The organism is Thermolongibacillus altinsuensis, assembly GCF_004341205.1.
In the GTDB taxonomy this organism is placed as follows: Bacteria; Bacillota; Bacilli; order Bacillales; family Anoxybacillaceae; genus Thermolongibacillus; species Thermolongibacillus altinsuensis.
This window is the reverse complement of sequence record NZ_SLUL01000002.1, coordinates 145268-171286: the sequence shown is the minus strand read 5'-3', so window position 1 is coordinate 171286 and position 26019 is coordinate 145268. Positions and strand designations below refer to the sequence as shown.

The following is a 26019-nucleotide window of genomic DNA, read 5'->3' as shown; positions in this document are numbered from 1 at the left end:
GTTATCAAAGTGATAAAAAAGAGGCTGCTTTTAGATGGAAAAATCCCAACTAAAAGCAGTCTTCATTTTAGCTCAATATCGTGATGGGCTGTTATGAAGAAGCGAAACGAGTTGTTCAAACGAAACAGGAGGGCTAAATAAATAGCCTTGGATTTTATCGCAATGGTGTTGTTCTAAGAAGTATAACTGTTCTGCTCTTTCTACTCCTTCCGCAACCACTTGCAAGTTTAAGTTGTGTGCAAACGTGATCAGCGCAGACGTCAAATGAGCGGTATTTGGATTGGTTGTTACATCGAAAATGAATGATTTATCAATTTTCAATGTGTCAACGGAAATGGTTCGTAAATATCCGATGGAGGAATATCCGATTCCGAAATCATCAATCGCGATGCGGACACCTATATCTTTTAATTCCTGAATGCTATCGATGACATGTTGTTCATCGCATAGGGCAATATTTTCCGTAATTTCTAGCTCTAAATAGTTTGCTTGTAATTTATTTTTTTGTAATAATTGACTGATCAATGCGGTAAAGTCATGATGCCGCAATTGTCGTAAGGAAAGGTTCACGCTGACGTACAAATGATCAAATCCGATTTCGTGCAAATGTTTTAAATCTTGAAGAGCAGTTATTAATATATGCTTGCCAAGCGATACAATGAGACCGTTTTCTTCTGCAACCGCGATAAATTCATTTGCCGGAATATCCCCGATCTCCGGATGGTGCCAACGAGCTAAAGCTTCTAAGCCGATAATCCGTTTTGAAACAGCGTCAACAATCGGCTGATAATATACAGAAATCTCTTCGTTTTCTAATGCGGTGCGAAGCAACTGTTCAATTTTGGATGCTCTTGTTCTCTGTTGTTCTAGTTTGGTCGTATAGAATGAAAATTGGTTTTTTCCTTTCTTTTTCGCATCATACATTGCCATATCGGCATGTTGGATTAAGGTCATTTCGTCATCTCCATCTTTTGGATACACGCTGATCCCTATGCTTGTTGTAACAAAGACTTCTTTATTTTCCAGTTTAATCGGCTGGCTTAATATTTGAATGGTTTTGCAAGCGATTTCCTCAACATTGAAATTTCCGGATAAAAGAACGGCAAACTCATCTCCACCCAAACGGGCGATAAAGCAATCAGGATGAATCATTTTCAAGCGTTGCGCCACGTTTTTTAATAATAAATCCCCCATGACATGGCCAAATGAATCATTAATATTTTTAAAATTGTCTAAATCCAAATACAGTACAGCAATTTGGCTGTTATGTTTTTCTGCGCTTTTCAGTTCGTTCTTCAGCTTCTCAATCAAGTAGCGGCGATTGGGCAAATCCGTTAATGCATCATGGTAGGCTTGATACTTAATTTTTTCATCGTATTTTTTTCGCTCAGTAATATCACGAAAGACAACGACAGAGCCGATTACTTCTCCGTTATCGTCAATCATCGGCGTAGAGACATAAGCAATTGGCAGCAGCGTCCCATCTTTTCGAACATAAAAATCCTCTTCTACGCGATATGCTTTTTTTAATTCCAACGTCTGATGAATCGGACATTCACGAGGAGAAGCGCATTGATTTTCACTGCCGCAATGAATTTTTTGGAACCATGCTTTTTCTAATAATTCCTCTTTTTGATAACCGAGTAAACGCTCCGCTTCTTGGTTCATAAAAGTTATTTTTTTGTCTTTGTCTAATACGATGACTCCCTCACCTAATGACGAGGTGATCGTTTTTAAATGTTTTTCTCGTTTTTTCAATTCTTCCTCTGCTTTTTTCCGGGCATCGTATGGTTCTTTAATCGTCGCAATGTATATTCCTTTCATAAAATAAATGTAGCTGATTCCTTTGTACAAATGGCCTAAAAAATTTTGTACGTCGTACACGTTTTTATACAATGTAAATAAAAGTTCGCTTAACACTAAAAATACAAACGCTAAGATGAGATCAAGATAAGATGTTTTTGGTTGTTTTTTGTAAGAAAGCAACATCATCAAAACGGTGGAAGCATAAAAAAGGATCACAATGTATTCTAAGAAATTTTTTAAATTCGTTGTGCCTTTCCCATCGATCACGAGAAGCGGAAGTGTTTGTTCATAGCGAATGATAATGTAGGAAATAACCAATACATAGAGAAGAGAAAAAATAAACACCGTCTTTTTTTGTCTGCTTTGTACTTGTTTATCTGGAACAAACATGATCAGAAACAGCATGCACGCTTGCGTTAATCTAGCGGCAACCCAAAACCATGTCGCTTTTTGCGTAGAACTTTCCGTAACGATTAAGCCGGGCATGCCTTTATACGAAAGCGTGTGCAGTAAGTCGATGATGCCGATGATTAGAAAGATCCCCGAATACCATAAGCGATATCTAGATAAATGTTGCGGAAAAATCATCCACCCTTGAATCGCAATGGACAATGAGACGGTGATGCTGAGGAATTCTAAGATGGTATGTATGGATAAATATTGTTTTGCTTGGGCGACAAAATACAGTTCATCGCGAAACAAAATGGTGATCAAAAAAAATAAGACAGCGATGCCGGCAATCATGATCGCTTTTTTCTCTTGCTCATTTAAAATGCTACGACTGCTCGCCATCGAAATCTCCCCTCCCCTTGTTGATATCTAACCATTACAACTTTACTAAATATAACCATTACAATTTTACTATATATTGATGATGTTGCAAGACTAGAGTAAAAACTCGAAATTATGCATAAGGATATAGGCATAGAAAAATAGTTTTTAAAACGAGACGAGGCAGCCTGTCAAGGTAAAAAAAGCAACTTCAGCTGGATATATTCTACCGCACCGCTAATTATTGTAAAAAAACAAACAGCGGGAAACCCATCTCGTTCTTGAATATTACATGGATATTTTCCAAAAAAAAATTTGACAAGGAACAAATAAAAGGAAAAGAAACTGAAGCGCTTTGGACGGAAAAACGGATCGCAGAATGTCCCGGAAGCAAGATGAACCTCTCATTGAGAGGACCATTCCTGAAATGAAGAAAATCGGGGGAAAGTGTGAATATTGGTTGATTTATTTCAGCAAAAAACTCATATTGGTACCGTCAAGAATTTTGTGTAATGTAAGTCTCTGAAATGGTTTTAGAATGGGTAGTGGGCTGATTTTCTCCACACAGGAGACTGAATATTTAGCCTCTGTGTAAACAGAGGAAATTCCCTTATTTCATCGACAAGTGACAGGCACCGAACCACTAGTCCACACGGTAATTTCGGATCGCAGTGCAACAGGCACCCACACCAAAAGGGAGAAGAACAATAAAAAACGGAGCCCCGACAAGCTCCGTTTTTTAACACTTTTTCCCCATCACTTTCGAGCGATGAGTAAGCACCCCGATTTCATCCAACACACCGCTGCCTAAAACGACGCCGAGCACGATCAAAATAAATCCCAGCATTTGTGTAAAGGAAATAGATTCTCCGAGGAATACATAAGCCCCCAACAGAGAAAACAAAGGATTCAAATTAATGAAAATCGCCGATTCCACCGCACCAATATGTTGGATGGCTTTGTTGTAAAACATATGGCCGAGCGCAGTGGCAAATACAGCGGAAGCAAGGAAAATCATCCATAAGAATGGCGTACCGTTTACCAAGCTGGAGACGCCATTCGGTTCCATCCACAAACTAATGAAAAATAAAAGCAAAGACCCAAACAACAACATCCAACCTGTCATCACACGCGCATCAACCGTTGCTTTTTTGATCATGATAAAACTGATTCCTTGCGATAATACGGCCAGAAATACATAAACATCGCCAATGGACACATGGTGAATGCTGCTTTCGCCGTTTAACACGACAAATACCACGCCGGTAAACCCGAGAAAAATCCCGGCAAACCGAAACACCGTAAACCGATTGCCTAAAAAGATGACCGCTAACACTGATGTCATCAGCGGAACAAGCCCTAAAATCAAACCGGCGTTGGACGCTGTCGTTTTTGTTAATCCGAGCGCAAGAAAAAGGTGATGGGCAACGACACTAAACAAAGCGGCTATGCCAATATACATAGCCTCCTTCCAAGTTAACTTCCGCAACTGCCCCATAAATAGCAAAATCAGAATCACAACGACCCCTGCAGTAAAAATCCGAAACGACGTTAACGTCACCGGCGAAAAATGTTCAACTAAAATCTTGATGGCAATCACGTTCAATCCCCAAACCATCATAATCAAGACGAGGGAGATATAAACGAACGATTTCGACATATCCGAACTCCCCTCACGCATAAACATGAAATCATAGAAAAACTGTTTTGGAAAAGTATATCCTTCTGCCAAAATATGTGGCATGCATTATTCTAGCAACCATCCAACGGAATGACAATTAAAGTGATATCCAACCGATGATAAAATATTCATGCTCCATTCCTATATATGTATGTGTTTCTTCACGCCATCATGTTTGTTGTTTCCATTATGCAATATGGTCGCGAATACATGTGCCGAAAACAGAGATTTTCTCGCATTATGAACGTCACGATGCTCGGAACAACACTTTTTGCATCATCTGTTTTACGGATCAATCACAGCACATACGTTCGTTTTTGTGAATAAAAAAACCCTCCGATCCATCTCCCCTACACGCCGTTTAGAAGAGGGAAACTTCTCGGAGAGAATGTTCCATGCGTTTCTGGGTTGTGGTCTTCGTCAATCAATTACCATTTACTCATATCTTTAGTTCGCATTTCGACTATGCCACTTCCATGCACTTTCGATGATTTGTTCTAACGAATATTCCGCTTTCCAGCCAAGTTCTTCGTAAATTTTTTGCGATGAGGCAACAAGACGGACTGGATCGCCTGGACGCCGGTCAGTATATTCAATCACCGCTTTACGTCCTGTTACTTTTTCACATGTCTCAATCACTTCTTTGACGGAATAGCCTAAGCCGTTGCCAAGATTGTAAATGGCGGTTTTCTTTTTGCCTGACAACAATGCTTCCAGCGCTAAAATATGCGCCTTCGCTAAGTCGGTGACATGGATATAGTCACGAATGCATGTTCCGTCTGGTGTATCATAGTCCGTACCGAAGACGGAAATTTTGTCGCGCTGGCCTAACAAATGCTGCAAGACAAGCGGAATCAAATGCGTTTCTGGGTTATGGTCTTCGCCAATCTCCGCTGACTCATGCGCTCCAGCGGCGTTGAAATAGCGAAGGACGATATAGTTCAAATCATACGCAGAAGCAAAATCCGCTAAAATTTGTTCGATCATCAACTTTGAACGGCCGTATGGATTAATTGGATTTGTTGGGCAATCTTCCGTAATCAATTTGACGTTCGGAATTCCATACGTCGCCGCGGTTGACGAGAAGATAAAGTTTTTCACATTATACTTTAGCATCGTCTCTAGTAACGTTAATGTAGCGGCAACGTTGTTTTGATAATACTTCAGCGGCTTCACCACCGATTCGCCGACTAAGCTGTTTGCCGCAAAATGCATGACGGCCTTAATCAGATATTTTTCAAAAATCGGTTCCAAATCGGTTGGGTTCCCCAAATCTCCTTGAACAAAAACAGCTTGTTTATCAACTAAATATCGATGACCAGTCGATAAGTGATCAAGTACAATGACTTGCTCTTTTTCCACTAACTCTTTCACTAAATGACTGCCGATATAACCGGCTCCGCCGACGATTAAAATCATAAGTTTCTCTCCTAATTAGATAAAATTTTGCTAATTCCCCCGAAAAGTATATGAGTAACAACCGATGTTTCAGAACATGAAGACTGATAATCCCGTAAAACCTTCAAAGACTTCCATTCCATATCGAACCAAAATGAGCAGTGCATAAACATAGTGCATAAACATAAAAGATTCAAATGACTTATTTTTTAATGACGATCATCTATTAATCGACAAGTGACATCAAACACCGATTAAAAAAACCGACAGAGTCGATTCCTGTCGGTTAGTGAAGGATAAGATCTGATTCTTCTTCCTCGTTTTCAAATTCGTTGCCGAGTTGTGTTTGAAGTGCTTTTTTTGCTTCTTGAATCATCTCGTTGATTTCGACGACGGTGTAGTCTTTATTCGGCAGCGGTTGTTCATAAGCTTGGTAATAGAGGATTTCAGCGAGTTTACGTTGTTTGAGGCTTGCGGGTTTCATATTGCGCTGTTTTTTTTTAATTGATTGCGGAGGCGATCAATATGGTATTTTGCCTCTGCTTTACAAGAGTATGGAAAGTCATCAACCCCGAGCTTTTGAACAAGGCGATTGATTTCTGCGATTTGTTCATCGGTTGGGGGTTCGTTTAACATTTGTTCGATAATCTCGTTGATTCGTTGTGCGAGCTGTTCATGAAATTGTGGGTTGATTTTTACGCTGTCATCTAATTGCTGAAACCATGGTGCGTAGTTATGAATATAGTTGCGCCATTCGTTCATAAATTGGACAGCGTCGTATTTTTGTTCATCCCATTGAATGTTCGCCATGTATTGTTCAAAAACTTTTTTGATTGATCGGGTAATATTCATCTTGATGCCATGTGGTAGCTGCTTTAACATGCGAAAAAAAACCTCCATCTTTATATCATCAATCGTTAATGTTATCACAAATCTACGTTTGATGACAAAGCTTTTTTGTTAGGATGGCATCCGGATGACAATAAAATAGCGCGGGAGATTCCCGCGCTGTTTTTACTCATCCTTATTGTCGGCGTCGTTGGCATCTTGAGGATCTTCCACGACATCTTCTTCATTATCATTGTTGTTGACATCATTGTTGTTGACATCATTGCCATTGACATCATTGTCGTTGACATCATTGTCACCCGGCTGCATTTCTCCTTGATTGTTCGTGTCTTGATCTTGATTATCTGTGTCATCGGTGTTGCAGCCTGTGATCAACATAATCGCCATAAAAGCGCCAAACAATTTCAATAGCCACGATTTTTTCATCATTATTTGTCTCCTTTCCATTATTGACAATATGTAGTCTTTTATATGTTTTCCGGAAAGGAGAAAACTATGCATTTATTTTTTTTCACCGAGGGCAAACATGATTTCCGTTTCGCACACTAATTCGCCGTCTACCGTCGCAACGCCTTTTCCTTTGCCGATCGCACCTTTAAAACGAATCATTTCGACTTCCAAGCGCAGTTGATCACCCGGTTTGACTTGTTTTTTGAAGCGGCAGTTGTCAATGCCCGTGAAAAAGGCAAGGCGGCCGCGATTTTCTTCTTTCATCAACATCGCCACGGCTCCGACTTGGGCGAGCGCTTCGACGATCAAGACGCCTGGCATGACCGGATATTCCGGAAAATGTCCGACGAAAAACGCTTCGTTTGCGGAAACGTTTTTAATCCCGACCGCACGCTTGCCTTCTTCGACTTCCAAAATGCGATCGACTAATAAAAACGGATAACGGTGCGGGATGATTTGTTGAATTTGTTGAATATCAAGCATCGAATCACTCTCCTTATGCAAAAAACGGAAGGAAGCTCCTTCCGCGATTTGTTAAAAATGTACCACGTTTTGAAGTGGTCTGTCCACTATTTCTCCGTATCTTTTTCGACAAGATCGATAATATGTTGCCATGTTGATGGCTTGAGTGCATCCAACGGCTTGCCGTCGCCGAGGACGCTATAACCGACCATCGCTCCGATAGCGGTGCTGATGACGACTAAAACGGCAACGATGATGAGGCGAAGCCAAATCGGAATTAAGCGGCGGCGAAAGCGGCGGCTCGTTCGTTTCTCTTCGTTTTCTTGTTTCGGTTGTTTTTCTTCTGCCATTCGTCATTCCCCTTATGAACGGATGCCGTTAATTAAGCCCATCATTTGATCGGAAAGCGTAATGGCGCGCGCATTCATTTGGTATGAACGTTGTGTGATCATGAGCTCGCTCATTTCCGTTGCGAGTTCGACGTTCGATTGTTCAAGGGCGTATTGTTGCAGTTGAATTTGTCCGCGCAAATTGCCAGTCATGTCAACTGCTACATCCGCTTCGTTCACGCCGTCCGGCAAGGCAAGAAGATTGTCGCCGACCGATTGCAATAGTTGCGGACGCAAGATCGTGGTTACGCCCAATTGTTCCGTTTGCACGATATTCCCGTTTGGATCGATGACATTGATCGTTCCGTTTGGCGTAATTTGAATTTCTTTAAAACCGTCGCGAATGAGAATCGGTTCGTTGTTGCTGTCGAGCACCATATGACCATCAGCGGTCACGAGCATCAATTCATCAGGATCGGCAGCCGATGGGCTGAAATAAAAGGCGCCATCGCGCGTATAGCGAATCGTCTGCGTGCCGTTTTCATCGACGAGCACGCGGAAAAATTGTCCTTCTTTCGTAAAAGCAAGATCGAGCGGGCGATCGCTTTTCATGATCGATCCTTGTTTCAGTTGAATGTTTGTTGAGGCAAGTTTGGCGCCAACGCCTTGGCGAATACCGTTAGGCGTAAGACGAGGCGCTTCATCTTGCGCTGGCAAGTTGTCAAACTGTTGCACGAGCAGCTCGCCAAACGTCGCCTCTCGCTTTTTATAACCGGTTGTGTTGATGTTGGCGATGTTATGGCTAATGACGTCAAGCTGCTGGTGCAGCTGATTCATCGTATTGGCAGCTGTGATCATCGAACGCAGCATTGATCAAATCCCCCATCTGCTTATTTTAATCGGCCAATTTCATTGACGGCTTTATCCATGCTTTTGTCGTACGCTTGTAAAATTTTTTGATTCGCTTCAAAGGCGCGATAGGCCGACAGCATGTCGGTCATCGTCCGCGAGAGGTCGACGTTGGAGCGTTCTAAAAAGCCTTGGCGAATTTGATACGCTTGTCCGTTCGCTTGCGGAAGTTCGCCATTTTCACTGCGGAATAAACCGTTTCCTTCTTTCACAAGCGCATGCTTGTCCGCCGCAAACGCGACCCCTAAGCGCGCGACGATTTCATCGTTTTGCATAATCGTTCCATCGGCCAATACGGTAAAATCATCGCTTCCAAGTTGAATGCGGTCTCCGTTCTCGTCCAACACATAAAAACCTTCATCCGTTGTCAAAAAGCCGTCGGCATCAAGCGTAAAATGACCGTTGCGCGTATAGCGGACAGCCCCGTCTGCATTTTGCACGGTGAAAAAGAGCGCATACGGATCGGTCGGCAGTGTTCCATCAACAAGTGCAAGATCGGTGCGGTTGCCTGTTTCACGCAAATCGCCTTGCGCAAAATTCGGGCGCAGTTCTTGCATGTATACACCTGTATGTAATGTGCCGATCGGTGTACGATTGCGTCGCGAAAGTGGTTTAGCCGTCGGAACCGTCGGCTGTTCTAGACGTTGCATGAACAATTCAGGAAAGGCGCGCAATGATGCTTGATCAGCTTTATATCCCGGCGTGTTCGCATTGGCAATGTTGTTTGTCAACATTTCGATGCGGCTTTGTTGCGAAAGCATGCCGGATGCGGCCGTATACAATCCCCGGAACATACACACACCTCTTTTCGTGAAAACGCTTATTTTTATTATAAAGGAAGAACACTCAAAAAGCGAATAGGCACCATTTCTCAAATGGCACCTAGACGAAACGACGATTTGGAATTTTATCGATGTTATCAAGCATCATGCCTGTACCGATTGCGACGCAATCCATCGGATTTTCCGCAATGAAAACAGGTACTTTTAACTCTTGTGCAAGCAGCTGATCGATCCCGTGCAGCAAGGCGCCGCCGCCTGTCAACATGATGCCGCGATCAATAATGTCTGCTGACAATTCCGGCGGTGTGCGCTCCAGAACGCTTTTCGCTGTCTGAACGATCATATAGACCGTTTCGCGAAGCGCTTTTTCAATTTCTTCGGAACGAACCGTGATCGTACGCGGCAATCCAGTGACAAGGTCACGACCGCGAATGTCCATTTCTTCGTTGCGCGCTCCTGGAAATACGGTAGCGATGTTGATTTTAATTTCCTCAGCTGTTCGTTCACCAATCAGCAGCTTATATTCGCGCTTAATATAATTTAAAATTTCGAGATCGAACTTATCCCCAGCGACTTTAATAGAAGAAGAGGTGACGATGTCGCCCATCGAAAGAACAGCAACATCGGTTGTGCCACCGCCAATATCGACGACCATGTTTCCGCTTGGTTGGAAAATGTCCATTCCCGCGCCAATCGCCGCTACTTTTGGCTCTTCTTCTAAGTATACTTTCTTTCCGCCGCTTTTTTCTGCTGCTTCTTTAATCGCTTTTCGCTCAATCGCTGTGATGTTGGTCGGACAACAAATTAAAATGCGCGGTTTTGCGAAAAATCCTTTTAAATTAAGCTTGCTTAAAAAATGTTTCAGCATGGCCTCCGTAATATCGAAGTCAGCGATGACTCCATCTTTTAACGGGCGAATCGCCACAATATGTCCCGGCGTACGTCCAACCATGCGCCGCGCTTCTTCTCCTACTGCCAATACGCGATTGGTATGCTTATCAATCGCAACGACGGAAGGTTCGTTTAATACAATTCCCTTGCCTTTGACGTAAATGACTAAGTTCGCCGTGCCGAGGTCGATTCCAATATCTCTTGCAAACATTCCTGTTCCTCCTTGCCTTTACTCCTAATTAATTATTGTATCATACTTATTAGGGAAAAGAGAAAATTTTTGGCAAGGATTTGCGATTTATTACATCATTTCTTGTTGTGCCGTTTCTTTTTTATATTTCTTCTTTGTTGCCTCTCCTCCGCGCAAATGGCGAATCGATTTATGGTAATCTAAAATTTCTTTTACCTCGCTCGCTAATTCTGGATTAATTTCTGGCAGACGCTCCGTTAAATCTTTATGAACGGTGCTTTTGGACACACCAAATTCTTTCGCAATGACGCGAACGGTTTTTCTCGTCTCCACGATATACTTGCCTATCTTGATTGTACGCTCTTTGATGTAATCGTGCACACTGCTCGCCCTCCCTGAGTTGGATGTGAGAAGTGTGAAATGAGACTCGTTAGGCGTTTATCGCAGTGGCTTCTACTTGTTTGATCAAAAAAGATTCATTCCATGTTTTTTTGGAGTTGACGATCTCTCACCTCAAACACTCTCGTTGTTCAAGTTTGTAATAGTTTATTAGAGAAATGGGTGATATATGCCAGAAATTATCAAGGGGGACAAGGATTTTGACATAATTTTTTCAAATTTTATGCAACTAGATGGGGATATTCTTCAACAAAATATCGTCTGAACCCTATTTTGTCTACATTTATAGACACATAGAAAAATCGCTTATCCCTTCCATATGTGAAGGAATAAGCGATTGGATTCCCTTTATGTTCTTGCCATTCCGATGGAAGCATCAGGAACCGCGCTCGACGGATTGGCATCTTTGTTGTTTTCTTCTGATTCTTGATTTTCCGCTTTTTGTTCCGTTTCGCCATCCGCTTTTTCTTCGGTCAATGCGGTTAACGGTTGATCAAAATAAGCGACAGGGTTCACTGGCTGACTGTCTTTGCGAATTTCAAAGTGGACATGAATGCCTGCTTCTTTATTAAACTCGTTTTGTCCCGCTTTGGCAATCACTTGACCTTGCTTCACCGTATCTCCTGCTTTTACTTGTACATCCGCTAAAGATTGATAGACGGTCACAACGCCTTGATCGTGCTCCATTTGTACGACATAGCCTAAAATTGGATCTTTCTCCGCCTTGACGACCGTTCCGCTTAGCGATGCGGTCACATCGAAGCTTTCCCCATTTTTCATTGCGATGTCAATACCTTTGTTCGGATGATATTCATCATTATAAGAGACGAGAGCTGCTTCTTGTTCTTCTTCTGAAGCCTCGAAATCATAAAACGGCTTCACGATTTCAACTGCATTCGGATCCAGCACTGGCATCGCAAATTGTTCAACCGCTTCATTGACAGGAACCGCTTCTTCTTGATTGTAAGACGTGTTTGGCTCATTTTCATCGACCGATGGATGTTGCGCCAAATCGTTATTTTTACTTTGGAACCAAAGCACACCTGTTAAAATGAGCGCGGCGCTAAAAAGATAAATAGCAGGAAGAACCCAGCGCTTTCTAAACAAACGTGTTACTTTTTTTGGAGAAGTTAGTTTCTTTTCTTCCTCTCTCATGTTCATCACCTCAGCAACCATTGTGAACAGAAAGAGGAAAATTTATACACGATTTCTAAAAAATTTTCGCCGCTTCAAAATTTCGAAGCGACGAGCGAAAGTCCACGTATTTCCACGCCTTGATAATAATATTTGACGATTTGTTCGTACGTTTTTCCTTCCTTGGCAAGAAAGTTGGCCCCATATTGACTCATGCCGACTCCATGGCCATACCCTTTCGTCGTAATGACAATCCTGTTTCCTTTGCGCGCCCATGTAAAATCCGTTGATTTGAGTTCCAGTTTTTCGCGAATTTCACGCCCCTTTAGCCGCTTTCCGTTAATTTCGACTGTATCGATCCGCTTCCCTGGGGTGCGCGCAATAATTTTGCCGACCGAGCCGTCCGTTGGCAATTTGACCCCTAAACGCCGTTCAAATTCAGCGACCGACATCGTCGTTTGGTCATAAAATTTCGGAGATTTTTCATCCCACGGGCTGGCGACACTTTTTAAGTAAGGAAACGCGTTTTTCCAATACGCTTCCGAATTTTCCGTATAGCCGTTGCTTGTGGAGAAAAACGAAGCTTCAATCGGTTCGTTGTTGTACATTAAAATTTGTCCGCGCGTCGCTTCGACCGCTTCGGTAATTTTTTTGATTTTCCAATCGTAACTGATTCCCCACATCTGTTTTAACTCTTCTTTGCTGTAGTACACCTGATGCATGACGGTGTCGGTGACGTTCGCTCCTTTCGGCAGTTGAATCGGCTGATCGTTTAATAGCTGCTTGACGATGTATGTGCGCGCGGTGAGCGCCTGCGCTTTGAGCGCTTCCAGTTCAAACTCAGCAGGCATTTCGGCAGCAACAACGCCAACAACGTATTCTTCAAGGGGAATGCGTTCAATTTTCTTTTCTTTGCTGCGGTAAACAGCTACTTCAACGGCTGGTTCATCGCGCTCTTGCACCTTCACGGCATGCGTTTCAGCTTGAAGCGTTTTTTCCTTTTTGTCGTGAAATGGCCAAACTAACAAGGTTGGGATCAGCAAGATGAGGGTGAAGAGAAAAAAATTAACAGCAATCCATGGTTTGATCCGTTTCATGATGAAACCCTCCTTTTTTCGGTTATTACATCGTTATGACGGAGGGCAAGCATTTATGCAAAATAAAAAACGACCATTGACTACCTATGTAGCAAACGGTCGTTTTTTGCCATTTTAAATGTTATAAGTTGACATCGGTCACTTGCGGCATGACGACTTCCGCTTCGTCGTTGACGCGCTCAATATCCGCGCCAAGCGCCGCTAATTTTTCGTGGAAGCGAACATAACCGCGATCTAAATGTTTTAGTTCAGTGACGCGCGTATATCCTTCTGCAGCTAATCCTGCCAAAATAAGCGCTGCCGCTGCCCGCAAATCCGTCGCCGTCACTTCTGCTCCTTGCAATTTGCAAGGTCCGTTAATAATGACCGAACGCCCTTCAATTTTAATATCGCCATTCATGCGTCGAAATTCTTCGACGTGCATAAAGCGATTTTCAAAAACGGTTTCGGTCACCATGCTTGTTCCTTCCGCTTTGAGAAGAAGCGCCATCATTTGCGACTGCATATCTGTAGGGAATCCTGGATGTGGCATTGTTTTGATGTCCACTGCTTTTAACTTTTCAGGTCCGATGACGCGTAGTCCATTTTCTTCCTCAATGATCGTCACGCCCATCTCTTCCAATTTCGCAATGAGCGACGTTAAATGTTCAGGAACGGCGCCTTGAACAAGAACGTTTCCGCCTGTAATCGCAGCCGCTACCATAAATGTTCCTGCTTCGATGCGATCAGGAATAACGGTATGCTCTGCGCCGTATAATTTAGTAACTCCTTCAATGCGAATGGTACCCGTTCCCGCACCGCGTACTTTGGCACCCATCGCATTTAAAAAATTTGCGAGGTCGACAATTTCTGGCTCTTTTGCGCAGTTTTCAATAATGGTCGTTCCTTCTGCCAGAACCGCAGCCATCATAATGTTTTCCGTTGCGCCGACACTTGGGAAATCTAAATAAATTTTCGTACCGCGCAATTTTCCTTTCACTTCGGCATCAATAAACCCGTTCCCGATTTTGACGGTGGCGCCCATCGCTTCAAATCCTTTTAAATGTTGGTCAATCGGGCGAGAACCGATCGCACATCCGCCAGGCAACGCCACGCGCGCACGGCCTTTCCGAGCTAAAAGCGGTCCCATTACAAGAACAGAAGCACGCATTTTACGTACATATTCAAAAGGCGCTTCTACGTTTAACTCTCTCGATGCATCGACTGTCACTTGATTTTCGCCAATCGTTACTTCCGCATTTAAGCACCGTAACACTTCGCTAATGGTATATACATCGGAGAGCGCAGGTACATCATGAATGACACTTTTTCCTTCGCTTGCTAATAATGTTGCGGCGATGACGGGCAACACGGCATTTTTTGCACCTTCAACCTTCACTGTGCCGCTTAACCGCTTTCCGCCACGGACGATGATTTTTTCCAAGGTATTCCCCTCCGCGTCCAATTTCTCTATATTAATATTCAGCCGTGATGATTGGGGTTCCAACGATCACGGTCATTGGTGAGCCCAATCGTTCTTGTCGTAATGCGAGTTGAAGATTCATTTGTTGATTACCAGTAGCAAGTGAAGTCTTCCACTGCCCAGTATATGCAGACAGGGAGACAAATGTCTCTTCATTTAAAGACTCAACTGGTTTTGCTTCAAACTCGTCTAAAAGACGCACCGCTTGTTCAAACAAAACATGTTTAAACAAAACACCTTTCATCTTACCATTGAATTCCCCTTTTGCACAAGTGAAAAATGTCGGTTCTTTCACAAACAATTGTGATGTTTGTTTTACAATCATTCGTTCAATTTTTTCATTCCAATCCGAACCTTTTACTTCATACAAAACGATGAGTTGTGGACGATGGTCGACCGTTATAAATTGAATCGTTTCGGTATATGCGGAGGTTTCATGTTTACCAATCACCTTTTGCGGTTCAAACGTCCAATGAAAAGAGGACCATTCCTTCACTTTTTGTTGTATGAATGTGCGAGGGTCTGGTGTGTGTATGCTCTCCCTTGCATAAACGGTCCATTGCTGCATCTGAATATCGTTTTTGTTGAACACGTTTATGATTTGTTCCATTTTCTTTATTTCTTCTTTCGCTTCCCCTTTTTCGTATGCGCGATAAGCGCTTAACATGAAAAGAAGAATGAAAGCGATTCCAATCCATCTTTTCTTCATACCGTTCCCTTCCTCTCCTTAGCTACTATTGTTGCCAGATCAGAAGGGAACATACATCAAAAAACTCGACATCAATCGTCTTTTTTTAAAACAAAAACGGCAATTGGCGCGACCAGCGTAAATAATCTAAAAAGAAGTTGCTTACGATGGAGCCAAGCGCAATCGTTAATAAAATGTAAAACAAGCGCGCTTGAAAAATGCGGTTCGGCTTAAAAATTTTCTCGAGCTGCACCGCTTGTAACGTCCACCACGTTAACGAAATGAAAAATAAATGAGAAAGAATGCTGATGAGCGCTTCTTGTCCAAATTCGACCATCCAAACACCTCCTAACAAAAAAGAAGAGGTATGACACCTCTTCTATTATAGCGTTTATTGCAGAAAATCGCTAAAATGATCAAATTGCCCAAGAAAATCGTAAGCGATGCTTGGAAACAATCCAAACAAAATCGTGCCAAATGCACAAACGGCCACAACAACGATGATGCCAATCGGCCATTCGATTTTTCGTTTATCTTCGACAGGGCGAAAGAACATTTGCACGAAAATGCCGAAGTAATACACGTAGGAAACGACGGTTGTGGCGATCATGATCGCCGCCAACACGTAATGAGCCGGTTCGGTTACAAAAGCGCCAAGAAAAATGTTGACCTTTCCAATAAACCCTGCCGTCCCCGGAATGCCCGCAAGCGACAACAGGAAAATCGCCATCGCTACCGCCATCATCGGCGACCGCTTGTATAAACCCGCAAAAACCTGAATATCTTCAGATTGGCTTTGCGCTGAAACAACTTGTAAAATGGCGAATGCGCCAAAGTTCATAAGCAAATACGCCAGCAAGTAAAACCAAACCGCATCAAACATAAACATCGATAACGTCGCAAAAGCGACAAGAACATAGCCGGCATGAGCGATGCTTGAATAAGCAAGCATCCGTTTGACATTTCGCTGTTTTAACGCGATCGTATTTCCGAGGATCATCGTCACCGCTGCTAAAAACGCGATGTAATCTTGGAGCGAAAGCAACATCGATGGCGAATTCGATCCTTCTGCCGGAATTTGAGCAAAGACCGAAACAAGAAGGCGCAAAACGATCACAAAGCCTGCCGTTTTGGACACAACGCTTAAAAACGCAGTGACCGGAGTTGGCGCCCCTTGATAGACATCTGGCGCCCACATATGAAACGGCGCGGCAGCCAACTTGAACGATAACCCGATCAACGTAAGAAAGAAAGCGAGCGCCAATACGTACTGATGTCCAAGATCGACCGTCTCATTCAAATATTGGGCAATTTCTTTGATGTTCGTCGTGCCTGTAAAACCAAAAATGTAGCTCATCCCAAACAACGTAATCGCCGTCGCAATTCCACCGCTAATGACATACTTGAGCGCCGATTCATTCGCGAGCGCATACTTTTTCCGCAAGCCGACGAGAATATAAGAAGAAATTGACAATAGTTCAAGTCCGACAAACAGCGTAATGAGATCGCCGCTTGATGCCATCATCATCGCGCCAAGAAGCGCCGTTAAAAACAAGTAATAAAATTCGCCGCGATACAACAATCCTTCTTGCGGTTCGTAATGAAGCGAAAGAAGAAGCACGAGCGCTCCGCCAAGAAACAACAATACTTTAAACGCTTTCGCAAACGAATCGAGGCGGAACGTGTCACCTAAAATCGATGTGACATCGACAGAAAGCAAGCTAAGCAACGAAACGAGCGCAACGACGACACCTGTTAACGCAAATAAAGCGAGCGGACGCCGATTGCGATCCTTTGGCATAAACAGGTCGATGAGCGAAAGAATGGTTGCGACGCCGAGAATGATAAACTCTGGCATCATCACGCCCCATTCATACTTCAATAATGTTTCCATCTCCATTCTCATCAGCCCCCTAACCCGTTCATGATCGTTTCAATCGTTGTTTGTAACGGCGCCGCTAACACATTTGGATAAATGCCGATTAGCACAATAAGCGCAAATAAGCTAATGGCTGGAATAAACTCCATTCCGCGCAAATCGCTCACTCGATCGTTTTGTTTCGCTGGTCCGTACGTCATATTTAACACCGCCCGCAATAAGTAGACCGCGGTCATAATAATGCCAAGCGTACCGACAGCAGCGATGACTGGATTGACTTTAAACAAGCCGAGAAACGCCATAAATTCGCTAATAAATCCAGACGTGCCTGGAAGCCCGAGCGAGGCCATCGCTCCTGCCAGGAAAAAGCCTGCCGTCAGCGGCATCACTTTGGCAAGTCCGCCTAAGCGATCGAGCGATGTCGTTTGAACGCGCTCGTAAAGAACGCCGACAAGGAAAAAGAGAAACGCGGAAATAAACCCGTGTGAAACCGCTTGGAAAATCGCTCCTTGCACCCCAGCTTCATTGAGCGAACCGAGCCCGATTAACACAATTCCCATATGCGACACGCTCGAATACGCAAGAACCATTTTAAAATCGTTTTGAACGAACGCTAAAAACGCACCGTACAACAAATTAACGACACCGAGAATGACGATGAGCGTCGAAAGTTGTTGAAATTGCCCGGGAAATAATCCAAGCGCAAAGCGAATCAAACCGAACGCACCTATTTTTAACAAAACGCCTGAATGCAGCATAACAACGGCTGGCGGCGCTTGAACGTGAACGCGCAACATCCAGCGGTGAAGCGGAACGATCGGCAATTTAACGCCAAAGGCGATCAATAGCGCAATAAACAAGCCGTAACGAAGCTGTTCGGAAATCGGTGAAACCATTTGCATTTGCGCAACCGGATCCGTAAAAATGCGGTGAATCTCCGCAACGTTTGATGTGCCTGTCCGCGCCAATAACACCGCAATGACAATAAGCAAAATCGCCGAACCAAGGCCGTTATACACTAAATAGCTGTAAGCGGCCTTTTCTTTTTCGAAATATCCCCATTTCCCGATTAAGAAAAACATCGGGATAAGGGTGATTTCGAAGAAAATGAAAAATAAAACGAGATTGCTAGCGGCAAAAACCCCAAGCATCCCAATCTCTAAAAGAAGGAAAAGCATAAAATATCCTTTCCATTCTTTTGTGATCGAGGTAGATGCCAGCGCCGCAAATGTTGCTAACAGCGTGGTCAACAAAATCATCACAAGCGCCAAGCCATCAATATGCAGCTCATAGCCAATCGTAAAATTGGTTTCATTTAAGAACGAAAATTTCCCAAAATGAATCCATTCGCGCCGCTCCGTCAACTGACTAAGATCATAGCCATTTAGATGCTTGACGAAAGCGAAAAGCGCTAAGAGAAGCGATGGCAACGTTGCCAAAACGCCGATCATCTTAATTGTTTTCTCTTGTTCTTTCGGAATGAGCGAAAGAGCAAGAATGCCAAGAAGCGGGGAGAAAATTAAAAGCGATAAAAAGTACGGTTCATTCATTATAAATACCCCCCTGTGACCGCAAAAATGACGACCAGTAACGCTAAGCCAATAATCGTAACCGTTCCGTACATTTGCACTTGTCCGTTTTGTAAACGAGCGCCGAGGCGACCGATTCCGCTCGCAGTCGCTGCAATCAAGTTTGCCATCCCTTCGACCAAAAAGCGATCGATGTATTGACAGAGGATGCTGACCGCTTTTGTCGCATACACGACGGTGCTGCCGTAAAACTCATCGACATAATATTTATTGAACAGCACGTTGTACAAAAGCGGGAAGCGCGAAGAAAGCCAATCGCGTGCCAACGCTTTTTTTCCGTACATGAGCCATGCGACGAAAATGCCGAGAAGAGAAACCATCGTAGCGACGATCATAATCCAGCTCGGCCCCTCTTCATGCGCATGCCAATGTGTTCCTTCTGTCAGCCATTCGCCTAAAAACGCTCCGAACCAAGGTGTTTGCACATAACCGGATCCAATCGCCAACACGCCAAGGACCATCATCGGAATGGTCATCACGCTCGGCGATTCGTGAACATGGTGCGCATCCAAACGCGCTTCTCCTGTAAAGACGAGAAAGAAAAGACGGAACATGTAAAAGGCGGTGAAAAACGCTGCAATAACCGCAAGGATGAACAAGCCGACATGCCCGTGATTCCATGCGGCAATTAAAATTTCATCTTTGCTGAAAAATCCAGAGAAGAGCGGAAAACCGCTGATCGCTAACGTTCCGATTAAAAACAGCGGTGCGGTTAGCTGCATTTTTCTCCACAGACCGCCCATTTCTTCTATATTTTGTGTATGAACAGCATGAATGACGCTTCCAGCCGCAAGGAATAGCAACGCTTTAAAAAAGGCGTGCGTCATTAAGTGAAAAACACCTGCAACATAGCCCGCTGAACCGAGCGCAAGCATCATATATCCGAGCTGACTGACGGTAGAATAGGCTAAAATGCGCTTAATATCTTTTTGAACAAGACCGATCGATGCGGCAAAAATGGCCGTAAATCCTCCAACGATGGCCACCGTCATCATCGCTGTTTCGCTCGCTTCGTAAAGCGGGAAGAGAGCTGCCACTAAATATACGCCCGCTGCAACCATCGTCGCGGCGTGAATGAGCGCCGATACAGGCGTCGGACCTTCCATCGCATCAGGAAGCCACGTATGAAGAGGAAATTGACCCGATTTTCCGATCGCACCAACGAAAATCAAAATCGCGCTCAGCGTTAACAAAGAAGAAGAAACATCTCCGTTTGCCACCGCTGTAAAAATTTCATCATATTCGAAACTGCCGACTTGCCAAAACAGCAAAATCATGCCGATCAATAAGCCGACATCGCCGATGCGCGTCATAATAAACGCCTTTTTCGCAGCTGCTTTCGCTTCCTCTTTATAGAAATAGAAACCGATTAGTAAAAACGAACCGAGACCGACCAATTCCCAGAAGATATACGTTTGCAGCAAGTTTGGCGATAAAACGAGACCAAGCATCGCAAACGTAAACAGCCCTAAATACGCATAAAAAACTGGAAAACGCTCATCTCCATGCATATACCCTTTTGAATACATATGTACGAGAAAGCTTACGAGCGAAACGATGAGAAGCATGAGCGCATTGAGCGCACTCACTTCAAATCCCGCCGTGAGCTTCATCGTCCCGATCGTCAGCCAAACATATTCCGCTTTGTACGTCGGCATCGTCAACCGCTCATTTAGAACGAAAAGAGAGCCGACAAAAGAGGCAAACGTCAACAACATGCCAACATAAGCGCTCCGTTCTTTCAGCTGCTTCCCAACAACGAGCAAAAGCAAAAACGAAATAAGCGGAAAAAGCGGTATGAGCCATGCATTTTCCATCATCGTTTCATCATCCCCTTTTATCTTAAACAGACAGTTTGCCGATCTATGTAGACCCCTTTTTTGACCGTGCTTTTCATCCCTCTTTTAATGCTTCATGGAATCAACTTCATCGATATGAATCGTTTTGCGATTGCGATAGAGCGCCATTAAAATCGCTAATCCGACAGCCGCTTCTGCCGCAGCAACCGTAATCGTAAATAATGCAAACACTTGTCCCGTAATCCCCGGATTGACCCCATATTTGCTAAAAGCGACTAAATTAATGTTCACCGCATTTAACATCAATTCAATGCAAATCAAAACGATGACGGTATTTCGTTTCGTTAATGCGCCGTATAGACCGATGCAAAAAAGCATAAGAGCTAAAACGAGATAGGCGGATAATGGAACAGAACTCATTTTTCTCCCGCCTCCTTATCGTCTTTTTTCGCTAAAATGATGGCGCCAACTAAAGCGACAAGCAATAAAACCGATGTCAATTCAAACGGAATGACGTAGTTTGTATACAAGGCGACACCGATTTGCTCCGTATTTTTCTCATGCAGCGCGGCCGCTTCTTCTCCAAAATCGAGATGGCGAATGCCAACATAAACGGCGGCACCGAAGGCGAGCGTTGCCAGAAGCGCAAGCGCTTTGCGCAGCGGGCTGCCCGTCGATTGTCCATCGTCTTGATGGCGCGTGAGCATAATGCCAAACAGCATGATGATCGTAATCGCTCCCGAATAAATGAGCACTTGAACAGCGGCGATGAATTCGGCAGATAATAACACGTACACCCCCGCAATGCTGACAAACGTAAAAACAAGCGCGACGACCATATGCACGACTTTCGTCAAATTGAGCATAAAAATTCCGCCAGCAAGAGCGACGAGAGCTAAAGCAAGAAAGGCAATGTATTCTCCACTCATGGCTTATTCTCCCTTCGCACATTCGTATCGTTTTCATCGAGCCATGCCAAGTCTTTAAATAGCTCATCGCGGCTATATGCGGCCAGCTCAAAGTTATTCGTCATGACGATCGCTTCCGTCGGACAAACTTCCGTGCATAAGTCGCATAAAATGCAAATTTCAAAGTTAATGTCGTACGTATCAATAATTTTTCCTTTTTTCGTCGGATCTGGATGCTTTTTCCCGGTCAACTGAATACAGTCCGTCGGACAAATATTGGCGCATTGATTGCAAACGATGCATTTTTCGGGATAAAACTTTTGAATGCCGCGAAAACGATCCGGCAGCGGAAGCGGTTCATTCGGGTAATCATACGTTACTTTTTCTTTCGTCAAGTTCTTAAGCGTATATTTTAATCCCTTTACTAAACCGAGCATTTCTGCCCACCACCTTTAATGTTCTAGAAAAATAGTTGCTTCACAAGCGCAGTAATGAAAATGTTCGCTAAAGCGACAGGAAATAACACTTTCCAGCCAAATTCCATCAATTGATCAGCCCGCAAACGCGGAAACGTAATTCGAAACCAAATAAGCAAAAAGACGACAAGGCTAAATTTTAACGCAAACCAAACCGCGCCCGGAATAAAGTCGAGAAACATAACCGGCTGCCAACCGCCTAAAAAGAGCACGGTCGTCAATGTAGCCATCGCAAAAAAGTATACGTATTCCGCAAGCATAAAAAACGCCCAGCGAAACCCTGAATACTCAACGTGAAAGCCGGCAACAAGCTCTGATTCCGCCTCTGGCAAGTCAAACGGCGTTCGATTTAATTCCGCAACAGACGCGATCAAAAAGACGAGAAAACCGATTGGTTGCACAAAAATATACCAAACATCTTTTTGCGCTTCAACGATGTCATTTAAATTGAGACTGCCTGTGAGCAAAATCACCCCAAGCACCGACATCACAAGCGGAATTTCATACGAAATCATTTGCGCCGCCGCACGCATTCCGCCTAAAAGCGCATATTTGTTATTGGATGCCCATGCGCCTGTCACAACCCCGACCGTTGTCAAGCCTGATACAGCAATGTAATAAAGCAGGCCGACGCCGATATCCGCAAACTGCAACGCATCGGTAAACGGCAATGTCGCAAGCACCATAAAGGCGGGAGCAAACGCAATGACAGGCGCTAATATGAAGAGCGGTTTATCCGCAGCTTTTGGAATGGTATCTTCTTTTAACAGCAGTTTTAATACGTCTGCAACCGTCTGCAAAAGCCCCCAACGCCCTCCGACTTGATTCGGGCCGTAGCGCCCTTGCATAAAGCCCATCACTTTTCGCTCTGCTAAAATGCCGTAGGTAACGAACCCTAACACGACAAGAAGCAAACCGACGCCGAGCGCAAAGAAAATGGCAACATTCGTCCAGCTAGGCGGCGAATGCAATAATTGTTCGATCATTATCCATCGACCTCCCCGAGCACGATATCAATCGCGCCAAGTATGGCAATTAAATTGGCGATATTTTCTCCTTTAAGCAACTTTGGAAGAATTTGAAGATTATAGAAAGACGGTCGACGGAACTTTAAGCGGTACGGCTCTTTTTTTCCATCGCTTGCGATATAACAGCCGATCTCACCGCGCGGCGATTCGATGCGGACGTAGGCCTCTCCCGGTGGCGCTTTAATAATGCGCGGCACTTTCGCCATAATCTCCCCGTCTTTTGGAAATTGCTCACATGCTTGCTCGATAATTTTTAGCGATTCTTCAATTTCAGCGAGACGGCATTCATAACGAGCAAAACAATCGCCTTCTTCACGCACAGGAATGTCAAAATCGAAGCGGTCATAAATGGAGTACGGTTCGTTTTTGCGCAAATCCCATTTAACACCTGTGCAGCGAAGATTGACGCCGCTTAATGAATAAGCGATCGCCTCTTCTTTCGTATACTTCCCGACGCCGATGACGCGCTGACGGAAAATTTCGTTTCCTGTCACCAATTCGTGGTACCCTTCTAACTGTTTGCGCATATATGGAACAAACTGTTTCACTTTTTCAATCCAGCCGTCTGGCGCATCCCATTTAACGCCGCCAACGCGCATATAGTTAAACGTTAAACGCGCCCCTGATAGCTCATTTAATAGATTAATAATCATTTCTCGTTCGCGGAACGCATACAAAAACGGGCTGACGGCTCCGATGTCCAACAAATAGGTCCCCCACCAAACAAGGTGGCTCGCAATTCTCCCAAGTTCCATCGCTAACACGCGCAAATATTCAGCGCGTTCAGGAACTTCAATGCCCATCATCGTTTCGACCGCGTGACAGATGACATAGTTGTTCGTCATCGCTGATAAATAATCCATGCGGTCGGTATACGGAATGATTTGCGTATACTGCAAATTTTCCGCGATTTTTTCTGTCCCGCGATGAAGATAGCCAATGACAGGTGTCGCTTCTTTAATGATTTCCCCATCGATTTTTAACACAAGGCGGAAAACGCCGTGTGTACTCGGGTGCTGTGGTCCGACATTTAAAAGCATTTCTTCTGTTCTAAGCACGCGCGCTATACCCCCATATCATACGGTTCATAATCTTTTCGAAGCGGATAACCGACCCAATTCTCCCCTAAAAAGATGCGAATTAAATTCGGATGCCCTTTGAAGCGAATGCCGAGCAAATCATACGCTTCGCATTCTGGCCAGTTCGCTCCCGGCCAAAGCGGAACGAGCGAATCAATGACCGGATCATCGCGGTCAATCTTGACTTTTAATGCAACCGATTGATTGTTTTTGTACGAATATAAGTGAACGTACACTTCCATATGCGTTTGAAAATCGGTTCCGTGCAATTCCGATAAATAATCAAATCCTAATTGCTCATTATATTTGAGGAATTGAGCAACTTTGTAGTATGTATCTTTTTTGGCAACCAACGTCGGAACATCTTTCGACAACTTATTGATGTAAGCGTTTTCTAACACATCTTTTCCTAAGTGCTCTTCAATTACTTTGACGTATTTATCGAGATATGGCTGATTTGGCGATGGTTTTTCGTCTTTGACCTCTTCAGCTCCGTCCGCTGCTTTTGTCGTCTTTGCTTTCGCCAATGCCGCTGCTTTGGCCTTCGCTGCCGCGGCTGCCTTCTTCTTCGCGAGCTCCTCTTCGCTTAATTCTCCGTTTGATTCTTGCGCTTTTTGCTTCGCTAACGCCGCCGCTTTGGCTTTCGCTGCTGCGGCTGCTTTCTTCTTCGCGAGCTCCTCTTCGCTTAACTCTCCGTTTGATTCTTGCGCTTTTTGCTTCGCTAACGCCGCTGCTTTGGCCTTCGCTGCTGCGGCTGCTTTCTTCTTCGCGAGCTCCTCTTCGCTTAACTCTCCGTTTGATTCTTGTGCTTTTTGCTTCGCTAACGCCGCTGCTTTGGCCTTCGCTGCTGCGGCTGCTTTCTTCTTCGCGAGCGCAAGTTCATCCTCATCATTATGGGCCTCGAGCGATTGCTCAGCTTGTTCCGCTGCTTTTTTCGCCGCTAATCGTTCCTTGGCCAACTGTTTGGCTCGCTCGGCTGCTTCCTTTTTCAGCTGCTGTAAATCTTTTTCGTCGCTCACTTACAGCACCTTCTTTCCTGTTTTTGCTTCATAGCGAATTTTTTCTTTCAGCTTATTAATTCCGTAAATCAACGCAGCTGGATTCGGCGGACAGCCAGGGATATATACATCAACAGGAACGATTTGATCGACTCCTTTCACAACGCAATACGATTTCACATAAGGGCCTCCGGCGGTTGCGCATGACCCCATCGCAATGACCCATTTTGGCTCTGGCATTTGATCGTACAAGCGACGAACAATCGGCGCCATCTTTTTCGTAACCGTTCCCGAAACAATCATTACATCGGATTGACGAGGCGATGTACGGAAAAACGAACCAAATCGGTCTAAATCATAGTGCGAAGAGCCGACCCCCATCATTTCAATCGCGCAACAGGCAAGTCCAAACGTAAGCGGCCATAATGAATTGCTTCGCGCCCACGCCTTTAGCTGTTCAAGCGTTGTTAAAAAGACATTGCGGCGCATTTCTTCCATCTCTTGATCTGGGATATTGAGCAGTTTTACATCCATTTTAACACCTTCTTCTTCCACGCATACACAAGCCCGATGAGCAGCATCACAACAAAAATCAACATCTCAATGAGCGCAAACGCCCCCAGTTTGTCATAGGCTACTGCCCAAGGATACAAAAAGACCGTTTCCACATCAAAAATGACAAACAGCAATGCGAAAATATAATAGCGGATATTGAACTGCACACGCGAATCATGAAACGGTTCAATTCCACTTTCGTATGTCGTTTGTTTTGCCGCATTTGGTGCGTGCGGGCGCAAAAATCTTCCTGCTGTCAACGCAACAACTGGAAGCAACACACCTAAACATAGAAAAACGAAGACGATGAGATAGTTGTTCAAATAAACATTCAGCAAAGCTCCATCCGCCCCCTTTGTGCCTTTATACAAATTTTTCGAAATGGTCATATTATTACGACTTGTAACCGA

At 44.2% G+C, this 26019-nt stretch carries 28 protein-coding genes; all 28 read right to left on the bottom strand.

Going from position 1 to position 26019, the window contains the following annotated elements:
- Nucleotides 1–72 precede the first annotated feature (72 nt).
- Nucleotides 73–2598 carry a bifunctional diguanylate cyclase/phosphodiesterase gene (locus tag EDD69_RS02480; protein WP_132947373.1) on the bottom strand — a complete coding sequence of 842 codons (2526 nt, stop codon included), beginning with the start codon at nt 2596–2598 and terminating at the stop codon, nt 73–75.
- Between the two features lie 718 nt (nt 2599–3316).
- A complete protein-coding gene (locus tag EDD69_RS02475) occupies nt 3317–4237 on the bottom strand; it encodes a DMT family transporter (protein ID WP_132947372.1) in 921 nt (306 codons plus the stop codon).
- 468 nt (nt 4238–4705) lie between these two features.
- Nucleotides 4706–5677 carry a UDP-glucose 4-epimerase GalE gene (gene galE / locus EDD69_RS02470; protein WP_132947371.1) on the bottom strand — a complete coding sequence of 324 codons (972 nt, stop codon included), beginning with the start codon at nt 5675–5677 and terminating at the stop codon, nt 4706–4708.
- 265 nt (nt 5678–5942) lie between these two features.
- On the bottom strand, nt 5943–6140 hold the full coding sequence (locus EDD69_RS02465) for a hypothetical protein (protein WP_132947370.1): 198 nt from the start codon (nt 6138–6140) through the stop codon (nt 5943–5945).
- Entirely contained in the window at nt 6137–6538 is a 402-nt protein-coding gene (locus EDD69_RS02460; RefSeq protein ID WP_132947369.1) for a hypothetical protein, read from the bottom strand. The genes EDD69_RS02465 and EDD69_RS02460 overlap by 4 nt, the downstream gene beginning before the upstream one ends.
- Nucleotides 6539–6670: 132 nt before the next feature.
- The gene (locus EDD69_RS02455) at nt 6671–6931 is read right to left on the bottom strand and encodes a hypothetical protein (RefSeq protein ID WP_207893240.1); all 261 of its coding nucleotides are present in this window, start codon (nt 6929–6931) and stop codon (nt 6671–6673) included.
- Nucleotides 6932–7006: 75 nt separating this feature from the next.
- A complete protein-coding gene (gene fabZ, locus EDD69_RS02450) occupies nt 7007–7438 on the bottom strand; it encodes a 3-hydroxyacyl-ACP dehydratase FabZ (protein ID WP_132947367.1) in 432 nt (143 codons plus the stop codon).
- Between the two features lie 86 nt (nt 7439–7524).
- Nucleotides 7525–7767 (bottom strand): DNA-directed RNA polymerase subunit beta, encoded by a 243-nt coding sequence (locus tag EDD69_RS02445; RefSeq protein ID WP_132947366.1) that lies wholly within the window; start codon nt 7765–7767, stop codon nt 7525–7527.
- A 12-nt stretch (nt 7768–7779) separates the two neighbouring features.
- Nucleotides 7780–8616 (bottom strand): flagellar hook-basal body protein, encoded by an 837-nt coding sequence (locus tag EDD69_RS02440; RefSeq protein ID WP_132947365.1) that lies wholly within the window; start codon nt 8614–8616, stop codon nt 7780–7782.
- Between the two features lie 20 nt (nt 8617–8636).
- Nucleotides 8637–9449, bottom strand: coding sequence for a flagellar basal-body rod protein FlgF (gene flgF / locus EDD69_RS02435; RefSeq protein WP_132947364.1), 813 nt, complete (start codon nt 9447–9449; stop codon nt 8637–8639).
- An 88-nt stretch (nt 9450–9537) separates the two neighbouring features.
- Nucleotides 9538–10539 (bottom strand): rod shape-determining protein, encoded by a 1002-nt coding sequence (gene mreB / locus EDD69_RS02430; protein WP_132947363.1) that lies wholly within the window; start codon nt 10537–10539, stop codon nt 9538–9540.
- A gap of 90 nt (nt 10540–10629) precedes the next feature.
- Nucleotides 10630–10899 carry a sporulation transcriptional regulator SpoIIID gene (gene spoIIID / locus EDD69_RS02425; RefSeq protein ID WP_132947362.1) on the bottom strand — a complete coding sequence of 90 codons (270 nt, stop codon included), beginning with the start codon at nt 10897–10899 and terminating at the stop codon, nt 10630–10632.
- A 366-nt stretch (nt 10900–11265) separates the two neighbouring features.
- Entirely contained in the window at nt 11266–12072 is an 807-nt protein-coding gene (gene spoIIQ / locus EDD69_RS02420; RefSeq protein WP_132947468.1) for a stage II sporulation protein SpoIIQ, read from the bottom strand.
- Between the two features lie 74 nt (nt 12073–12146).
- Complete coding sequence (gene spoIID / locus EDD69_RS02415) at nt 12147–13148, bottom strand: stage II sporulation protein D (RefSeq protein ID WP_132947361.1); 1002 nt, start codon at nt 13146–13148, stop codon at nt 12147–12149.
- A 121-nt stretch (nt 13149–13269) separates the two neighbouring features.
- A complete protein-coding gene (gene murA / locus EDD69_RS02410) occupies nt 13270–14571 on the bottom strand; it encodes a UDP-N-acetylglucosamine 1-carboxyvinyltransferase (protein ID WP_132947360.1) in 1302 nt (433 codons plus the stop codon).
- A gap of 31 nt (nt 14572–14602) precedes the next feature.
- The gene (locus tag EDD69_RS02405) at nt 14603–15319 is read right to left on the bottom strand and encodes a YwmB family TATA-box binding protein (protein WP_132947359.1); all 717 of its coding nucleotides are present in this window, start codon (nt 15317–15319) and stop codon (nt 14603–14605) included.
- 85 nt (nt 15320–15404) lie between these two features.
- Nucleotides 15405–15635 carry a DUF1146 family protein gene (locus EDD69_RS02400; protein ID WP_132947358.1) on the bottom strand — a complete coding sequence of 77 codons (231 nt, stop codon included), beginning with the start codon at nt 15633–15635 and terminating at the stop codon, nt 15405–15407.
- Nucleotides 15636–15689: 54 nt separating this feature from the next.
- On the bottom strand, nt 15690–17198 hold the full coding sequence (gene nuoN / locus EDD69_RS02395) for an NADH-quinone oxidoreductase subunit NuoN (protein ID WP_132947357.1): 1509 nt from the start codon (nt 17196–17198) through the stop codon (nt 15690–15692).
- A 5-nt stretch (nt 17199–17203) separates the two neighbouring features.
- Nucleotides 17204–18727 carry an NADH-quinone oxidoreductase subunit M gene (locus EDD69_RS02390; RefSeq protein ID WP_132947356.1) on the bottom strand — a complete coding sequence of 508 codons (1524 nt, stop codon included), beginning with the start codon at nt 18725–18727 and terminating at the stop codon, nt 17204–17206.
- Nucleotides 18727–20586, bottom strand: a complete 1860-nt coding sequence (nuoL, locus tag EDD69_RS02385; protein WP_132947355.1) for an NADH-quinone oxidoreductase subunit L — start codon at nt 20584–20586, stop codon at nt 18727–18729. Before nuoL ends, EDD69_RS02390 begins: the two co-directional genes overlap by 1 nt.
- A gap of 84 nt (nt 20587–20670) precedes the next feature.
- Nucleotides 20671–20985 carry an NADH-quinone oxidoreductase subunit NuoK gene (nuoK, locus tag EDD69_RS02380; RefSeq protein WP_132947354.1) on the bottom strand — a complete coding sequence of 105 codons (315 nt, stop codon included), beginning with the start codon at nt 20983–20985 and terminating at the stop codon, nt 20671–20673.
- Nucleotides 20982–21494, bottom strand: a complete 513-nt coding sequence (locus EDD69_RS02375; RefSeq protein ID WP_132947353.1) for an NADH-quinone oxidoreductase subunit J — start codon at nt 21492–21494, stop codon at nt 20982–20984. Before EDD69_RS02375 ends, nuoK begins: the two co-directional genes overlap by 4 nt.
- The gene (nuoI, locus tag EDD69_RS02370; protein WP_132947352.1) at nt 21491–21910 is read right to left on the bottom strand and encodes an NADH-quinone oxidoreductase subunit NuoI; all 420 of its coding nucleotides are present in this window, start codon (nt 21908–21910) and stop codon (nt 21491–21493) included. The genes EDD69_RS02375 and nuoI overlap by 4 nt, the downstream gene beginning before the upstream one ends.
- A 23-nt stretch (nt 21911–21933) precedes the next feature.
- Nucleotides 21934–22935, bottom strand: a complete 1002-nt coding sequence (nuoH, locus tag EDD69_RS02365) for an NADH-quinone oxidoreductase subunit NuoH (RefSeq protein WP_132947351.1) — start codon at nt 22933–22935, stop codon at nt 21934–21936.
- On the bottom strand, nt 22935–24035 hold the full coding sequence (locus EDD69_RS02360; RefSeq protein WP_132947350.1) for an NADH-quinone oxidoreductase subunit D: 1101 nt from the start codon (nt 24033–24035) through the stop codon (nt 22935–22937). The genes nuoH and EDD69_RS02360 overlap by 1 nt, the downstream gene beginning before the upstream one ends.
- Before the next feature lie 5 nt (nt 24036–24040).
- Nucleotides 24041–25075: an NADH-quinone oxidoreductase subunit C gene (locus EDD69_RS02355; RefSeq protein WP_132947349.1), complete on the bottom strand. Its 1035-nt coding sequence runs from the start codon at nt 25073–25075 to the stop codon at nt 24041–24043.
- Complete coding sequence (locus EDD69_RS02350; RefSeq protein ID WP_132947348.1) at nt 25076–25588, bottom strand: NuoB/complex I 20 kDa subunit family protein; 513 nt, start codon at nt 25586–25588, stop codon at nt 25076–25078.
- Entirely contained in the window at nt 25579–25998 is a 420-nt protein-coding gene (locus EDD69_RS02345) for an NADH-quinone oxidoreductase subunit A (protein WP_132947347.1), read from the bottom strand. The genes EDD69_RS02350 and EDD69_RS02345 overlap by 10 nt, the downstream gene beginning before the upstream one ends.
- Nucleotides 25999–26019: the final 21 nt, after the last annotated feature.

Bases quoted from the DNA above. Each gene is read 5' to 3' on its own strand.
- nuoI (WP_132947352.1), bottom strand. From the start codon at position 21,910: ATGCTCGGTTTAGTAAAGGGATTAAAATATACGCTTAAGAACTTGACG.
- EDD69_RS02465 (WP_132947370.1), bottom strand. From the start codon at position 6,140: ATGAAACCCGCAAGCCTCAAACAACGTAAACTCGCTGAAATCCTCTAT.
- spoIID (WP_132947361.1), bottom strand. From the start codon at position 13,148: ATGAAACGGATCAAACCATGGATTGCTGTTAATTTTTTTCTCTTCACC.
- EDD69_RS02345 (WP_132947347.1), bottom strand. From the start codon at position 25,998: ATGACCATTTCGAAAAATTTGTATAAAGGCACAAAGGGGGCGGATGGA.
- EDD69_RS02480 (WP_132947373.1), bottom strand. From the start codon at position 2,598: ATGGCGAGCAGTCGTAGCATTTTAAATGAGCAAGAGAAAAAAGCGATC.
- mreB (WP_132947363.1), bottom strand. From the start codon at position 10,539: ATGTTTGCAAGAGATATTGGAATCGACCTCGGCACGGCGAACTTAGTC.
- nuoH (WP_132947351.1), bottom strand. From the start codon at position 22,935: ATGATCGAACAATTATTGCATTCGCCGCCTAGCTGGACGAATGTTGCC.
- EDD69_RS02455 (WP_207893240.1), bottom strand. From the start codon at position 6,931: ATGAAAAAATCGTGGCTATTGAAATTGTTTGGCGCTTTTATGGCGATT.
- EDD69_RS02375 (WP_132947353.1), bottom strand. From the start codon at position 21,494: ATGAGTGGAGAATACATTGCCTTTCTTGCTTTAGCTCTCGTCGCTCTT.
- EDD69_RS02445 (WP_132947366.1), bottom strand. From the start codon at position 7,767: ATGGCAGAAGAAAAACAACCGAAACAAGAAAACGAAGAGAAACGAACG.
- fabZ (WP_132947367.1), bottom strand. From the start codon at position 7,438: ATGCTTGATATTCAACAAATTCAACAAATCATCCCGCACCGTTATCCG.
- nuoK (WP_132947354.1), bottom strand. From the start codon at position 20,985: ATGAGTTCTGTTCCATTATCCGCCTATCTCGTTTTAGCTCTTATGCTT.
- galE (WP_132947371.1), bottom strand. From the start codon at position 5,677: ATGATTTTAATCGTCGGCGGAGCCGGTTATATCGGCAGTCATTTAGTG.
- nuoN (WP_132947357.1), bottom strand. From the start codon at position 17,198: ATGGAGATGGAAACATTATTGAAGTATGAATGGGGCGTGATGATGCCA.
- EDD69_RS02460 (WP_132947369.1), bottom strand. From the start codon at position 6,538: ATGTTAAAGCAGCTACCACATGGCATCAAGATGAATATTACCCGATCA.
- EDD69_RS02405 (WP_132947359.1), bottom strand. From the start codon at position 15,319: ATGAAGAAAAGATGGATTGGAATCGCTTTCATTCTTCTTTTCATGTTA.
- spoIIQ (WP_132947468.1), bottom strand. From the start codon at position 12,072: ATGAGAGAGGAAGAAAAGAAACTAACTTCTCCAAAAAAAGTAACACGT.
- EDD69_RS02475 (WP_132947372.1), bottom strand. From the start codon at position 4,237: ATGTCGAAATCGTTCGTTTATATCTCCCTCGTCTTGATTATGATGGTT.
- nuoL (WP_132947355.1), bottom strand. From the start codon at position 20,586: ATGATGGAAAATGCATGGCTCATACCGCTTTTTCCGCTTATTTCGTTT.
- EDD69_RS02390 (WP_132947356.1), bottom strand. From the start codon at position 18,727: ATGAATGAACCGTACTTTTTATCGCTTTTAATTTTCTCCCCGCTTCTT.
- EDD69_RS02440 (WP_132947365.1), bottom strand. From the start codon at position 8,616: ATGCTGCGTTCGATGATCACAGCTGCCAATACGATGAATCAGCTGCAC.
- EDD69_RS02350 (WP_132947348.1), bottom strand. From the start codon at position 25,588: ATGGATGTAAAACTGCTCAATATCCCAGATCAAGAGATGGAAGAAATG.
- EDD69_RS02400 (WP_132947358.1), bottom strand. From the start codon at position 15,635: ATGGTCGAATTTGGACAAGAAGCGCTCATCAGCATTCTTTCTCATTTA.
- flgF (WP_132947364.1), bottom strand. From the start codon at position 9,449: ATGTTCCGGGGATTGTATACGGCCGCATCCGGCATGCTTTCGCAACAA.